Genomic DNA, 12,501 nt, shown 5'->3' with positions numbered 1-12,501 from the left:
CTTACGCGTTTCGCCACAACAACCCAGCGAACATGTCCAACTTCTCACTCATACTCGTCGTCTCAATGTTGAGCGCCTTTGGCCTGATCGCGTCCGACGTCTACCTGCCCGCCATGCCGTCGATGGCCCATGAGTTTTCCATCGGTGCATGGCAGATGCCGCAGACAGTATCGGCCTACCTGATCGCGCTCGCCTGTGCACAGCTGTTCTACGGTCCCCTCTCCGATCGATGGGGGCGCAAACCCGTGCTGACGGTCGGAATCCTTCTGTACATTGTTGGCTCGATCGGCTGCGCAAGTGCCGGCGGCTTCGCGAGCTTTCTCGGATGGCGAGTGCTCGAAGCCCTCGGCGCGGCCTCCGGTCTCGTGATCGGCCGCGCGATCATTGCCGACACCTGCGACAAAAAGGAATCGGCAAAGGTTTACAGCATCGTCTATCCGCTCGTCTCGCTGTCTCCGGCGATCGCTCCGGCGATCGGCGGATATCTCGCCGCGTGGTTCGGGTGGCGGAGCGATTTCATTTTCGTCGCCGGATTTGGCGTAGTCGCGCTCACGCTGGCTCAGCTTCTTCTGAAGGAAACGCGGCCGCCTGTCGCGCCGGGCCAATATCGCGCAGTTCCGCTGGCCGGTTTCTCCGACGTGCTCGCAAATCGCGTGTTCATCCGGTATACGCTCGTCGTCTGCGCAATCTATTGCGCGTGGTTCGTCTACCTGACGCAATCGCCCTTCATCTTTGCGGGCCTCGGTCTTTCGGAACAGCAAAGCGGCTGGCTCTATCTGCCACTGACCGCCGGCATCATTTCCGCCAACATGATTTCGCGCCGCATGCTCGACCGGATGCCCTACGACTCGATCGTCGCCGCCGGGGTGTGCTGCTTCGTCGCCGGCGGCATGGCGTTCGCCTTGTGCGAGTCATGGCATTTCAAAGGCATCATCGCAATCGTCGTGCCGATGTTTCTGGTCAGCCTGTCAAACGGATCGTCGCTGTCGCTCGCCGTCTCGGGCGCCATCGCAAGCGAACATGGGCGCGCCGCCACGGCGTCCGGACTGGTCGGTTTCTTCCAGATAGGCAGCGCGTCGCTCGCGGCCACCGTGTCCAGCGGCCTGCTCGGTACCGGCAGCCACGTGCTGGCGACAGCGATTCCGTTCTTCGCGATCGTCGCCGCGATCGCGATCGTTCCCCGCTGGTATGCCGCGCGGCGTGCGCTTTCGATGCGCAAGACCCTGCCGCGTTAAGCAGCGGACCTTGCACCGGCGAGATCCCGGCCGCTATCGATAACGGTCGAACGTAGCAGCGATCTCGTCGGTGACGGCCCGAACGCGCGCCGTCCGGTTCAGGTCCGTATGCGACACGAGCCAGACCTGATACGGCGCGATTCGAGTCCTGCCGGGCCAGATTCGCACGAGCGAATCGTCCGCCTGCGCCATATACACCGGGAGCTCGCCTATTCCGATGCCCGACCGGATCGATGTCGCCAGCATCAGGCTCGAACTCACTTGCGCGACGACGCGCCCTCGTTCCATCGACTCGCCGCACAGCGAGAGCCCCTGATTGGAGGTGATGGAGGGCTGGTAGACCACCAGATCATGGCCATCGAAAGCCGAACCGATCGCGGGGGCACCACGCGCATCCAGATACTCGCGACTCGCGAACAACCCGACCTCCCATTCGGCCAGCTTCCTGCGCACGAGATCGGGATTTTCCGGCATCACGGTTCGAATCGCGAGATCCGCATCGCGTCGCGTCAGGTTGAGCACCTGCACCGAAGTCGTCAGGACCACGTGTATCGCGGGATATTTCCGTCGTAACGACCGTATCGCGGGAACGACAAAATCCATCGCCAGCGAATCGGTTGTCGTCACCCGAACCTCGCCTTCGAACCGGTCGTCGGAGCCATGCGCGCGGCGCTCGAACTCGCATGCCGCTCGCTCCATCTCTTCCGCGGCCTGCAGCGAATGCTCGCCGATCTGCGTCACGACATAGCCGGACGACGTCTTGAGAAACAGCTTCGCACCCAGCGCCTTCTCCAGTGCCGTCAGCCGCCGCCCCACGGTTGCCTGATCGACATCCAGAACGACTGCAGCTTCGCGCAGCGTCCCGGCGCGCTGAACTGCCAAAAAGACGCGTGCATCGTCCCAATTCATGAATAACGTTCTCTCTCGGTAAAGCACTTTTGCATTCTTTGTCGGCAATTATACAAGTTGATCCCCCGCACTCCGACATATATCATCAGGTATCCATATCAAAAAATATTTCGCGACATTCCAGTACCCGCGATTTCCATCGACCGGTTGAGAGTTTTAACAATACAGCCGGCGTATTCGGTTCGCATGGATCACCACGGATCAAAATGAAAAGCATGGCAATCCGGCCCCCTCCTGCCCAATCATCGGCCCTCCGAATATCTCCCATCCGATATCGCGATTTCCGGTGTCGATCGCGCGCCTCTAGACTGGCTACGCGACAGTGACGCCGCGCCGCCGCACGGCAACGCGGCACGCCTCCACAAAAACGATTCCGGGAGATATCCATGTCCGACCGGCAGGCGCGCCGAGGCGCGCTCAAGACACTCGGCCTCGCGGCCGGCACCGCATTGCTCGCCGCTGCGCGCCATGCGCACGCCGCCGCACCCGAAACCGGTGCGCTGCTGCCCGGCGGCGCCGCGCACCTCGCCGACCTCACGCGCCGCCTCGCGGCCGCACCGAGACGACGCGACTTCAAGACGGTGCCGATGATCCTCGAACACCCCGACCAGTGGGATCACGCGGCGCTTGCCGAAGTGATCGGCTATCGCGGCGGCCCGAAGCAGGTGTGGGACAACACCGAGCTCGGCGGCCCGTGGCTGAACCTGATGCGCAATTCGCTGAACGCGCAGATCTGGTCGTACGGTCATCCGGATTTCCTCGTCGTGTCGGCCACGCACGGCAGCGCGCATCTCGCGCTGTTCGACCAGACCGCGTGGGACAAATATGGCCTCGCGAAACTGGCCGGTGCCGCGTTCCCGACCAACACGCTGCTCGACGCAAGGCCCGCGCAATCGAAAGGCGCGCAGGACCATGAAGCACCCGACGGCGCATTCTCGTCGCATCACAACAGCCTCGCCGCGCTACAGCAGCGCGGCGTCGTGTTCCTGTCGTGCCACAACGCGATCTGGGAACTGGCGGAACGGCTCGACGGCGCGAACGCGAACCCCGACAAGCTGCCGCTCGACGCACTGGCGGCCGACCTGACCAACCACGTGATCCCGTCGGCAATCGTCACGCCGGGTGCGGTCGGCACGCTGCCCGAGCTGCAGCAGGCCGGTTTCACGTACGCGAAATGAGATCCGCGATGACAACGATCCATACGAAGCCGCCATTGCAATCGCCTTCGCGCCGCCGCACGCGCACGCTGCGCGCCGCGCTGGCCGCCTGGCTGTGCAATGTATCGGTGCTCGCGCTCGCCGCACCCGCCGCCGACGACGCGACCTTCTTTCCGCCCTGGCAGGACGGCCGCAACAACGACGCGATCCATCGCGGCCTCGAATTCACGGTGCCGCAAGTCGACGTGCTCGCCGATTTCCATGGCGACCTCACCGCGCCGAAGCTCGTCCTGTACGTCGGCGGCAACTACTTCTTCGCGATGGCGCCGCTCGTCGCGAAGTTCGAGGAAGACCATCCGGAGTACCGCGGCCGCATCTACTGGGAAACGATCCCGCCCGGCCTGCTCGTGAAGCAAATTCAGGCAGGCGGCACGATCACCGTCGGCAACATGACGTGGACGGTCAAGCCCGACGCGTATTTCGCGGGGCTCGGCAAGATCAACGGCCTGATCGCGGACGGCACGCTCGCGGGCCCGGCCGTGCCGTACGTGACGAACCAGCTGACGATCATGGTGCGCGCCGGCAATCCGAAGCGCATCGCGTCGCTGAACGATCTCGCGCGGACCGACGTGAAGCTCGCGATGCCGAACCCGGCCTTCGAAGGCGTCGCGCGGCAGATCCGCGCGTCGCTCGTGAAGGCCGGCGGCGACACGCTCGCCCGCACCGTCTACGACGACAAGGTGCACGCCGGCACGACCGAACTCACGCACATCCACCATCGGGAAACCGCGCTGTTCCTGATGCAGGGGCGCGCGGACGCGGGTGTGCTGTGGCAATCCGAAGCCGCGTTCCAGGAACAGGCCGGGCATCCGCTGATGCACATCAACATTCCGGCCGAGCAGAATACGACGGCGATCTACGCAGGTGCGATGGTGAAGGACGCGCCGCACCCGGAAGCCGCGCGCGCATGGCTCGCGTTCATCCGGTCGCCGGAAGCGTTCCGGATCTTCGCGCGCTACGGCTTCGGCCGATATGATGCGAACCAGCCGACCCAGCACCTCGCACCGGAGAAGGACGGGCCCGCAGGCTGACGGCCTCGCCATCGCCCGGCGCGCAAGCTACATACAACAAGGAGGGGGACACGTGAACGATACGGTCGAAACACGGCGCGGACCATCGCGATGCCGGCTCGCGCCGCTGCTGCTCGCCGCGGCCGCGCTGCTGGCAGGTAATGCGCACGCGGAGGACGCCACGTCCGGCAAGACGATCGCGACACAGGGCACGGCGACGGGCGTCGCCGCCTGCATCGGCTGCCACGGCGGCCAGGGCGAAGGCAACGCGGCAGCCGGTTTCCCGCGCCTCGCGGGCACGAATGCCGCGTACCTGTCCGCGCAGCTCGCCGCGTTCGCGGACGGCAGCCGCCAGAACCCGGTCATGCAGCCGCTCTCGAAACTGCTGTCGCCGCGCGAGCGCGATGCAGTCTCCGCGTACTTCGCGAGCCAGCCCGCGCCGGCCGGCGTCTACACGCCCGACGACGCATCGATCGATCCGGCAAACACCGGCGCGTGGCTCGCGACGCGCGGGCGCTGGTCGCAGGGCCTGCCCGCGTGCGCGCAATGCCACGGCCCCGGCGGCCTCGGCGTGGGCACCGCATTCCCGCCGCTCGCGGGCCAGCCGGCCGCGTATGTCGCCGGCCAGTTGAACGGCTGGAAACACGGCACGCGGCCGCCCGGGCCGATGGGATTGATGCCGGTGATCGCCGGCAAGCTGTCCGACGCCGACATCGACGCGGTGGCCGCCTACTATGCGCGCGGCGGCGCCGCCCAAGGAGACAAGCGATGATCGACCGCACGACGCTGATCCGCCACGCCCGCGCGACGCTGCTCGGCGCAGCCTGGTTGCCCGCGCTCGCGTGCGCGGCGACACCGCAGGACGCACCGACTGCCGCTTCCGCCGCCGCAACGCTGCCCGCCGTCGCCGCGCCGGCGGCCAGGCCGTTCACACCGCCGCCCGAATCGGCGATCCCGGCCGACGACTTCGGCAAGACCGTCAGGCTCGGCGAGCAGATCTTCCTGCACACGCCCGAGTTCGCGGGCAAGTACGTCGGCAACAAGCTGACCTGCGCGAGCTGCCACCTCGACGCCGGCCGCCGGCCCGATTCGAGCCCGATGTGGGCCGCGTACCTGCTGTATCCGGCGTACCGCGCCAAGAACGGCCACGTGAACACGTTCTCCGAACGCCTGCAGGGCTGCTTCCGGTACAGCATGAACGGCAAGGCGCCGCCGGCCGGCGACCCGATCCTCGTCGCGCTCGAGACGTATTCGTACTGGCTTGCGAAGGGCGCGCCGGTGGGCACGAAGCTGCCGGGCCAGGGATTCCCGAAATTGCCGCCGCCCGCGCAGAAGGCCGACTACGCACGCGGCGCGGCCGTCTACACGCAGCACTGCGCACTGTGTCACGGCACGGACGGCCAGGGCCAGTCGAGCGGCGGCAAGCCGGTGTTCCCGGCATTGTGGGGCGCGCGCTCGTTCAACTGGGGCGCGGGGATGGGCGACATCCGCAACGCGGCCGGCTTCATCAAGGCCAACATGCCGCTCGGGCTCGGCGGAACGCTGACCGATCAGGAAGCGTGGGACGTCGCGACGTTCATGGACAGCCACGAACGCCCGCAGGACCCGCGCTTCACGGGCTCCGTGCAGGACACACGCGCGAAGTTCCATGATTCGCCCGACTCGATGTACGGGCGCAGCGTGAACGGCCGCGTGCTCGGCGCGCCCTGACGATCGGCCGGGCCGGTCGATGCGACCGCCCGGCCGCCACGGTCACGGATGCCAGCGGTACACGACGATGCTCGACCCGTTGTAGTTATCCTTCGTGATCACGTACTCGCCGGTCGAGCGCAGGTACGCACGCACACCGTACATCGAGTCGACGTCGTTGCCGACGTCCATCGCCGACGTGTTCGAGTTCGTCAGCGTCGTGACGAGCGCGCCGGTGTTCAGGTCGAACACGTCGATGTTCGGCACCGTGTGCACGTAGCCGACGAACAGGTAGTGACCGGCCGCCGCGATCGATTTCGGGTTCGCGCTCGTCAGGTTGATCACCGGGTTCGGCGCGCTCGTATTGCCGTTCTTCCAGCCGTGATAGACCTCGATGTGCCCGTTCATCGCGGTCCAGTCCCAATTGCCCGCAAGCCCCTGCGCGAGGATCATCGTGTCGCTGTCGGCCTGGTAGATGATGCGCGTGACGGGCGCGACGCCGGTCGGCACGGGCGTCGTCGTCGGCTTGCCCCACGACGGCTTGCCGGTCGCGTCGAAGCCCGTCATCGGGTAGCGCGTGATCACGTTCGACCCGTTCAGCCCGGCCCACACGTCGCCGTTGCCGTCGATGTCGAAACCGGCCGTGACCTGCAGCGTCGTGTTGAACGGCTTGCCCGGCAGCGAACCGGCAGGGATCGCGATGTAGCCGCTCGCGGTGTTGAAGTAATAGAAGTTGAAATTGCCCGGGTTCTGGCCCGACGCGACGAGGATCCGGTTGCCGCCGACGTTCACGAGCTGGCCGAAATGCTGGCCGCGCTGATAGTCGTTCATGTCGAGGCGCGGGTCCTTCGGATAGGTGAACGGATCAACCGTGTTCGCGACGAACGTGCCGCCCGCCGAGCCCGTATATACGTTGTTGCCGCTGTAGAACAACGTGCCGTCCGTGACCGGATCGGGCGCGGCGATCCCCTCGAAGTTCAACGCCTGCAGCTTCCACTGCAGCGCGCCCGTCGGGCTGTACGAATGGAGGTCGGTGCTGCCGTTGCGGCCGAGATCCCAGCCGCCGCCCCACGCGTTGTTCAGCACGTACAGGTTGCCGGCCGAATCCTTGCCGAGCGCGGCGACGCGCGTGAAGCGCTTGTCGCCGACCTGCCCCTTGATGCCCGTCGTCGTGTCGAGATAGCCGCCCTGCACACCGAACGTGCCGACCTGGACCGGCAGGCCGAGCAGCCCGCTGTAGACCTTGATGTTCATGTCGGGCCCTTCGTCGCCCACCATCAGCCGGCCCAGCGACGCATCGAAGTACAGCGACGCCGGCCGTGCGCCGGCCGCCATCTGGATCGTGCTCATCGCGGCGCCGGTCGCGCTGAACTGCGCGACGACGCCCGCGCTCTTGCGCGCGACCCACAGGTTGCCGGCCGCATCGAGCGCCAGCGCGCCCGGTCCCGATACGCCGATGTCGCGCTGCCATACACCGTCGGTCGTATAGACGCGCACGCGGTTGCCGTAGAAGTCGCTCACGTACAGCAGGTTGCCGCCCGTCGCGAGGCCCGTGATCACGTCCGCGTACTGGATGCCCGTCCACGTGCTGACCGGGATGCGCAGGTCGCGCTGGTTCGAGCTTCGGTTGTAGCGGCCCACCGAGCCGCTGCCGAACGTGCGGTTGTAGCCGAGCGCGACGAACAGCGACGTCGAATTGCCCGTGATCGCCCCACCCTGGAATTCGTCGTGGATGCCGATCGTGCCGAGCGGCTGGCCGTTCTGGTAGATCGCGACGCCGCCCGCGTTCTCGTCCCAGCGCGACGCCGTGTAGATCACGCCCTCGGGCGCGACCCACATCGAGCGCGCGCCGTTGCCGACGTGCGAGACCAGCGTGCCGTACGTGTTCGCGAGCCAGTCCGTCGAGTACTGCACCTGTGCGTGACTCGCCGGCGCCAGCATCGCCATGCACATTCCCAGCAACGCCGCGCGAATTTGTTTCATTGACATGAATAATGCTCCCAGACGATCAATGGTCGACACTGTAAATCGCGGCGCATGAAATATTGGTGATTCCGGTAAATCCGTATTCGCCGGCATCCCGAATTATTCACTCCGCGCCTTTTGCCGTCCGGCGCTTTTTCGTCAACGAAGGTCAAACCCGCGAAACCACGCCGCAACGGGATGCCGGCAGCGCGATTTCGGCGCCTTTCCCGGCATTTTCTTCCGGGCCATCCAATGCGGATACGTCATTTTTTCTGACATGCCCGCATTGCATTTTCATTCCCCGGAAATCGCTTCAATGATTACAAATCGAAATTGAAATGAAAGGGAAAAAATAATATCCGGCGCAATCGCTTTTTCGCGATTCGGCGCACCGGATAAACGGCAGGGAAAGAGGAAGGCGGCAGCGATCGTTCAGGTCGCCGGGTCGAGCGTCGGGCCATCCCAGCCGTCGACGTATTTCGGCAGCGCGTCGACGACGTCGATCACGCGTTGCCGGTAGAACAGGTGCATCGTCGGCTGCAGGTCGCCGGGCAGCTGCCCGCCGTGCGCGCGCGCGGCCAGGCTGTTCGGCACGACACGCATGTCGAGCCGGTTCGTCCCGAACACGATCTCGCCGCACGACGCGCACCACGTGCGCGACATCGACTTCTCCGGATGCGGGAACGTCGCGTGGCTGCCGTCGATGCTCACCTGCTCCGGCGGCCATGCGGTTGCGGACAGCATCGGCGTGCCGTAGAAATCGCGGCACGTCGCGCAATGGCAGTTCGCGCGCGCCGCCGGTTCGCCACTCAGCGTGACGGTCACGGCGCCGCACAGGCAGCGCGCGGAAAACGTTCGGGTCATGTCGTCTCCTGTGAAAGGGAGACGGCAGTATAGGAGCATGCATCGAGGCCCGCATCGACCGCGGGCCCCGTTGCGGCCGCAACGACCGCTGCGTCAGAACTTCTGGCGCAGCCCGAGGCTGACGATCGCCTGCGAGCGCGAGTCGGACGAGTGGCCGTTCGCCTTGTCGGACACCGACGCAGTCGCGGCCACCGGCCGGCCGAGCGCGTCGAGCGTCGTGCCCGATGCATGCTGGTACGCGCCGAGCAGGTACACGCTGGTGCGCTTCGACAGGTCGTACACGGCACCGAGCGTGACGTTGTGATACTGCGCGCGGTCGTCGATGCCGTCGACATCGCTGCCGCGCGTGTAGCTGTAGCCCGCGAACAGCTGGGTCTGCGGCTGCACGTTCCAGCGCGTGAACACGCCCGCGACGTTGAACGTCGCGTGACCGGTGAACAGCGACTGGCCGCCGCTGCGGTACTGCACGTTGCTGTAGTTCACGCCGACGACGGCCGGGCCGAAGTCGTACGTCGCGCCCGTCGCGATCACCTGCTGCGATTGCGCGCTCGCATAGCCTTCGTTGATCGACGAGTTGAAGAGACCGTCGTCGGTGCTTCGCCACTTGCCGGCCGTCGGGTCGGCCGCGCCCGTCTTGCTGTTGTCCGAGCGCTCGTAGCCGACGCCGACGCGCAGCGGGCCCGCCGCGTACGCCGCGCCGACGCTCCACGTGTTGCGCTGCTTCATGCTGCCCGGCTGGCTGCCGAAGCCGTACAGCGCGCCGAACGTGAAGCCCGAGTAGTTCGCGCTCGTGTACTTGATCGAGCTGTCGACGCGCGCGGTCTGGTCGAGATCGTCGATATCGCCCGGGTGCGCGCCGAAGCCGCCGATGAACGACGACGGCCCGACCGGGCTCACGAAATCGTCGAGCGACGTGTACTGGCGGCCGAGCGTGACCGTGCCGTAGCGGTCGCTGCCGACGCCGACGAACGCCTGGCGGCCGAACTGGCGGCCGCCCTGGCCCGACGTGCCGTTCGTGATGTCGAAGCCGTTCTCGAGGACGAACAGCGCGCGCATCCCGCCGCCGAGATCCTCGGAACCCTTGATGCCCCAGCGGCTGCCGGACAGGTTGCCGGTCGTGAGCCCGACGTTCGAATGGCCGGTGTACGCGCCCGCCGAGCCGACCCGTTCGTTGCTGCGATAGGTCACGCCCGCGTCGACGATGCCGTACAGCGTGACGGAGCTTTGCGCGGCGGCAATACCCGCGAGCGAGAGCAGCAGTGGCGCTGCGATCAGTTGCTTGTTCATGGTTTTATGTCTCCGGGCGGTGAACCCGTTGTTCTGGCTTGCTGTTGCGAGTAGCGCGCGCGGGCGCCGACATCCGCCGGCGGTGCGAGGCCGGCGGCGTCCGCGCGCGACGACGCGGCGGGCATGCCCGCTGCGGCCGCCATGGTAGATGGAACCGGTTCTATTCCACAGTGGAATAACGACAACAGTTTTTTGCCAAAATCGAGATAGTCGGCGCACGGCGGAAGTTGATGGCTGCCGCGCCTGTACAGCGCGGGCAGGCGCACCCGATAATCGAGCGCACACCTTCCGCCGGGAGCGCCGTCATGCATGAAACGACCTTGCTGATCTTTGCCGCCGTCGCGTTCGTCGGCATCGCGACACCCGGCCCGACCGTGCTGCTCGCGCTGACCAACGGCTCGCGCTACGGCGTGCGCCGCGCGGCCTACGGTTTCGCGGGCGCGATGCTGTCCGACTTCGTGCTGATCGTCGCGGTCGCGCTCGGCCTCGGCGCGCTGCTGATGGCGTCCGCGTTCTGGTTCTCGGTGGTGAAGTGGCTCGGCGCCGCCTACCTCGCGTATGTCGGCATCCGGCTGCTGATGTCGAAGGGTTCGCTCGATGTCGCCGCCGCACACGGTGGCGCGGCATCCGGGCGCAACGCGTCGATCTTCACGAAGAGTTTCCTCACGGCGGTGACGAACCCGAAGGGCTATCTGTTCTTCTCCGCGTTCCTGCCGCAGTTCCTCGATCCGTCCGCACCGCTCGCGCCGCAGTATGTCGCGCTCGCCGTCACGTTCGCGCTGCTCGACGGGGTCGTGATGTTCGGCTATGCGCTGCTCGGCGCACGCGCGGTGCAGCTGCTGAAGCGCTCGGGCGCGCTGTGGCTCGAACGCACGTGCGGCGCGATGCTGCTCGCGCTCGCCGGTTCGCTGGCGCTGTACCGGCGTCATGCGGCGTAGGAGCAGGTTCCGATGAAAATTGCCGCACCGCCCCGCTCCGGCTTTCCCGGCCTGTCGCTCCGGCAACTCGAACGCGCCGACCTCGACGCGTGGTACGCGTACCTGACGAACCCCGACGTCTTCCGCCACACGAGCTGGAACCTGCGCTCGCCCGACGATCTGCTGCCGCTGTTCGACGACATCGAATCGGCCGACCCCGATTCGATCCGGCGCCTCGCGATCGTCGATACCGCATCGGGTGCGCTCGCCGGGACGATCGGGCTGCACACGATATCCACCGTGAACCGCTCGGCGGAAATTGCGTACGACCTCGCGCCGTCGCACTGGGGGCGCGGCATCGCGAGCTCGATGTGCGAAGCCGTCACCGCGTGGGCATTCGCGAACGGCGGCTTCATGCGCATGCAGGCCGTCGTGCTGACCAGCAACGCGGGCTCCGCGCGTGTGCTGCAGAAGTGCGGCTACCGCTACGAGGGCCTGTTGCGCGCCTACAGGATGGTGCGCGGCACGCCGGGCGATTTCGCGATGTACGCGCGGCTCGCGACCGACTGACGCGCCGTACGCGGGATCGCGCGCCGATGCCGTGAAGCGATTGGACGACCCGTGCCGAATTGGCGACAATCGCCGTTCCCCTCATCGACGCTCCGCCATGAAAATCGCCGCGCTTTCCGACATCCACGGCAACCTCGCCGCGCTCGACGCGGTGCTCGACGACGTCCGCCGCCGCGGCGCCGACGTGATCGTCAATCTCGGCGACATCGTGTCGGGGGCGCTTCATCCGGCCGAAACGGCCGACCGCCTGATCGCGCTCGACTTGCCGACCGTCAGGGGCAATCACGAACGGCAGTTGCTCACCTGCGATCGTGAAGCGATGCGGCTGTCCGATCGCTGGGCGCACGACACGCTGCGCGACGACCATCGCGCGTGGATCGCCGCGCTGCCCGAACGCGTGATGCTCGACGACGACGTGTTGATGGTGCACGGCACGCCGGACAGCGATCTCGTCTACTTCCTCGAAACGGTCACGCCGGACGGCTGCCGCGCGGCGACGCCCGCCGAAGTCGCGCAGCGCGCGGGCGACGAGGCGGCATCGCTGATCCTGTGCGGCCACACGCACGTGCCGCGCACCGCGAAGCTCGACGACGGCCGCTTGATCGTCAATCCCGGCAGCGTCGGGCTGCAGGCGTACGCGGACGACCTCCCGCATCCGCACTGGATCGAGACGGGCTCGCCGCATGCGCGCTACGCGATGGTGTCGCGCACGGCGGCCGGCTGGAACGTCGAATTCCATGCGGTCGAATACGACTGGCACACGGCCGCCGTGACCGCGGCTTCGCGCGGGCGCGACGACTGGGCCGTCGCGTTGCGCACCGGCCGATGCTGACACGCA

Annotated in this window: 12 protein-coding genes; 8 read left to right on the top strand and 4 right to left on the bottom strand. The window is 66.7% G+C overall.

The features are described 5' to 3' along the window. Window positions 1-32: 32 nt before the first annotated feature. Complete coding sequence (locus AC5LXX_RS18470; RefSeq protein WP_493412585.1) at window positions 33-1,235, top strand: multidrug effflux MFS transporter; 1,203 nt, start codon at window positions 33-35, stop codon at window positions 1,233-1,235. 33 nt (window positions 1,236-1,268) lie between these two features. Here AC5LXX_RS18470 and AC5LXX_RS18465 read toward each other — a convergent pair whose 3' ends face one another. Next, window positions 1,269-2,144 (bottom strand): LysR family transcriptional regulator, encoded by an 876-nt coding sequence (locus AC5LXX_RS18465; RefSeq protein ID WP_493412584.1) that lies wholly within the window; start codon window positions 2,142-2,144, stop codon window positions 1,269-1,271. A gap of 386 nt (window positions 2,145-2,530) precedes the next feature. On the opposite strand from AC5LXX_RS18465, the gene tetH reads away from it, so the two are divergent. From tetH to AC5LXX_RS18445, 4 genes are read left to right on the top strand one after another with little or no spacing between them, the layout of a single operon-like run. Further along, window positions 2,531-3,322 (top strand): thiosulfate dehydrogenase, encoded by a 792-nt coding sequence (gene tetH / locus AC5LXX_RS18460; RefSeq protein ID WP_493412583.1) that lies wholly within the window; start codon window positions 2,531-2,533, stop codon window positions 3,320-3,322. A gap of 8 nt (window positions 3,323-3,330) precedes the next feature. Further along, window positions 3,331-4,392: a substrate-binding domain-containing protein gene (locus AC5LXX_RS18455; RefSeq protein ID WP_493412582.1), complete on the top strand. Its 1,062-nt coding sequence runs from the start codon at window positions 3,331-3,333 to the stop codon at window positions 4,390-4,392. Window positions 4,393-4,444: 52 nt separating this feature from the next. Next, window positions 4,445-5,143: a c-type cytochrome gene (locus AC5LXX_RS18450; RefSeq protein WP_493412581.1), complete on the top strand. Its 699-nt coding sequence runs from the start codon at window positions 4,445-4,447 to the stop codon at window positions 5,141-5,143. Further along, the gene (locus tag AC5LXX_RS18445; protein ID WP_493412580.1) at window positions 5,140-6,081 is read left to right on the top strand and encodes a c-type cytochrome; all 942 of its coding nucleotides are present in this window, start codon (window positions 5,140-5,142) and stop codon (window positions 6,079-6,081) included. The genes AC5LXX_RS18450 and AC5LXX_RS18445 overlap by 4 nt, the downstream gene beginning before the upstream one ends. Before the next feature lie 42 nt (window positions 6,082-6,123). Here the strand turns inward: AC5LXX_RS18445 and AC5LXX_RS18440 are convergent, their stop codons facing one another. The 3 genes from AC5LXX_RS18440 to AC5LXX_RS18430 form a co-directional block, all read right to left on the bottom strand. Beyond that, window positions 6,124-8,049 carry an NHL repeat-containing protein gene (locus AC5LXX_RS18440; protein WP_493412579.1) on the bottom strand — a complete coding sequence of 642 codons (1,926 nt, stop codon included), beginning with the start codon at window positions 8,047-8,049 and terminating at the stop codon, window positions 6,124-6,126. 408 nt (window positions 8,050-8,457) lie between these two features. After that, complete coding sequence (locus AC5LXX_RS18435; RefSeq protein ID WP_493412578.1) at window positions 8,458-8,889, bottom strand: GFA family protein; 432 nt, start codon at window positions 8,887-8,889, stop codon at window positions 8,458-8,460. A gap of 93 nt (window positions 8,890-8,982) precedes the next feature. Beyond that, window positions 8,983-10,176 carry a porin gene (locus AC5LXX_RS18430; protein WP_493412577.1) on the bottom strand — a complete coding sequence of 398 codons (1,194 nt, stop codon included), beginning with the start codon at window positions 10,174-10,176 and terminating at the stop codon, window positions 8,983-8,985. Window positions 10,177-10,481: 305 nt separating this feature from the next. On the opposite strand from AC5LXX_RS18430, the gene AC5LXX_RS18425 reads away from it, so the two are divergent. The 3 genes from AC5LXX_RS18425 to AC5LXX_RS18415 all read left to right on the top strand — a co-directional run bounded on the left by AC5LXX_RS18425 (window position 10,482) and on the right by AC5LXX_RS18415 (window position 12,495). Continuing rightward, the gene (locus AC5LXX_RS18425) at window positions 10,482-11,114 is read left to right on the top strand and encodes a LysE family translocator (RefSeq protein WP_493412576.1); all 633 of its coding nucleotides are present in this window, start codon (window positions 10,482-10,484) and stop codon (window positions 11,112-11,114) included. A 12-nt stretch (window positions 11,115-11,126) separates the two neighbouring features. Next, window positions 11,127-11,663: a GNAT family N-acetyltransferase gene (locus AC5LXX_RS18420; RefSeq protein WP_493412575.1), complete on the top strand. Its 537-nt coding sequence runs from the start codon at window positions 11,127-11,129 to the stop codon at window positions 11,661-11,663. Between the two features lie 97 nt (window positions 11,664-11,760). Continuing rightward, window positions 11,761-12,495 carry a metallophosphoesterase family protein gene (locus tag AC5LXX_RS18415; RefSeq protein ID WP_493412574.1) on the top strand — a complete coding sequence of 245 codons (735 nt, stop codon included), beginning with the start codon at window positions 11,761-11,763 and terminating at the stop codon, window positions 12,493-12,495. The last annotated feature ends 6 nt before the right edge of the window (window positions 12,496-12,501 follow it).

This window comes from Burkholderia torrens (assembly GCF_984668525.1).
The sequence above is the reverse complement of the archived record's forward strand: the minus strand, read 5'-3'. Positions and strand labels throughout refer to the sequence as shown.

Coding starts and splice junctions, on each gene's coding strand:
- AC5LXX_RS18420 (WP_493412575.1), top strand. CDS start 11,127: ATGAAAATTGCCGCACCGCCCCGCTCCGGCTTTCCCGGCCTGTCGCTC.
- tetH (WP_493412583.1), top strand. CDS start 2,531: ATGTCCGACCGGCAGGCGCGCCGAGGCGCGCTCAAGACACTCGGCCTC.
- AC5LXX_RS18415 (WP_493412574.1), top strand. CDS start 11,761: ATGAAAATCGCCGCGCTTTCCGACATCCACGGCAACCTCGCCGCGCTC.
- AC5LXX_RS18430 (WP_493412577.1), bottom strand. CDS start 10,176: ATGAACAAGCAACTGATCGCAGCGCCACTGCTGCTCTCGCTCGCGGGT.
- AC5LXX_RS18425 (WP_493412576.1), top strand. CDS start 10,482: ATGCATGAAACGACCTTGCTGATCTTTGCCGCCGTCGCGTTCGTCGGC.
- AC5LXX_RS18435 (WP_493412578.1), bottom strand. CDS start 8,889: ATGACCCGAACGTTTTCCGCGCGCTGCCTGTGCGGCGCCGTGACCGTC.
- AC5LXX_RS18470 (WP_493412585.1), top strand. CDS start 33: ATGTCCAACTTCTCACTCATACTCGTCGTCTCAATGTTGAGCGCCTTT.
- AC5LXX_RS18465 (WP_493412584.1), bottom strand. CDS start 2,144: ATGAATTGGGACGATGCACGCGTCTTTTTGGCAGTTCAGCGCGCCGGG.
- AC5LXX_RS18455 (WP_493412582.1), top strand. CDS start 3,331: ATGACAACGATCCATACGAAGCCGCCATTGCAATCGCCTTCGCGCCGC.
- AC5LXX_RS18440 (WP_493412579.1), bottom strand. CDS start 8,049: ATGTCAATGAAACAAATTCGCGCGGCGTTGCTGGGAATGTGCATGGCG.
- AC5LXX_RS18445 (WP_493412580.1), top strand. CDS start 5,140: ATGATCGACCGCACGACGCTGATCCGCCACGCCCGCGCGACGCTGCTC.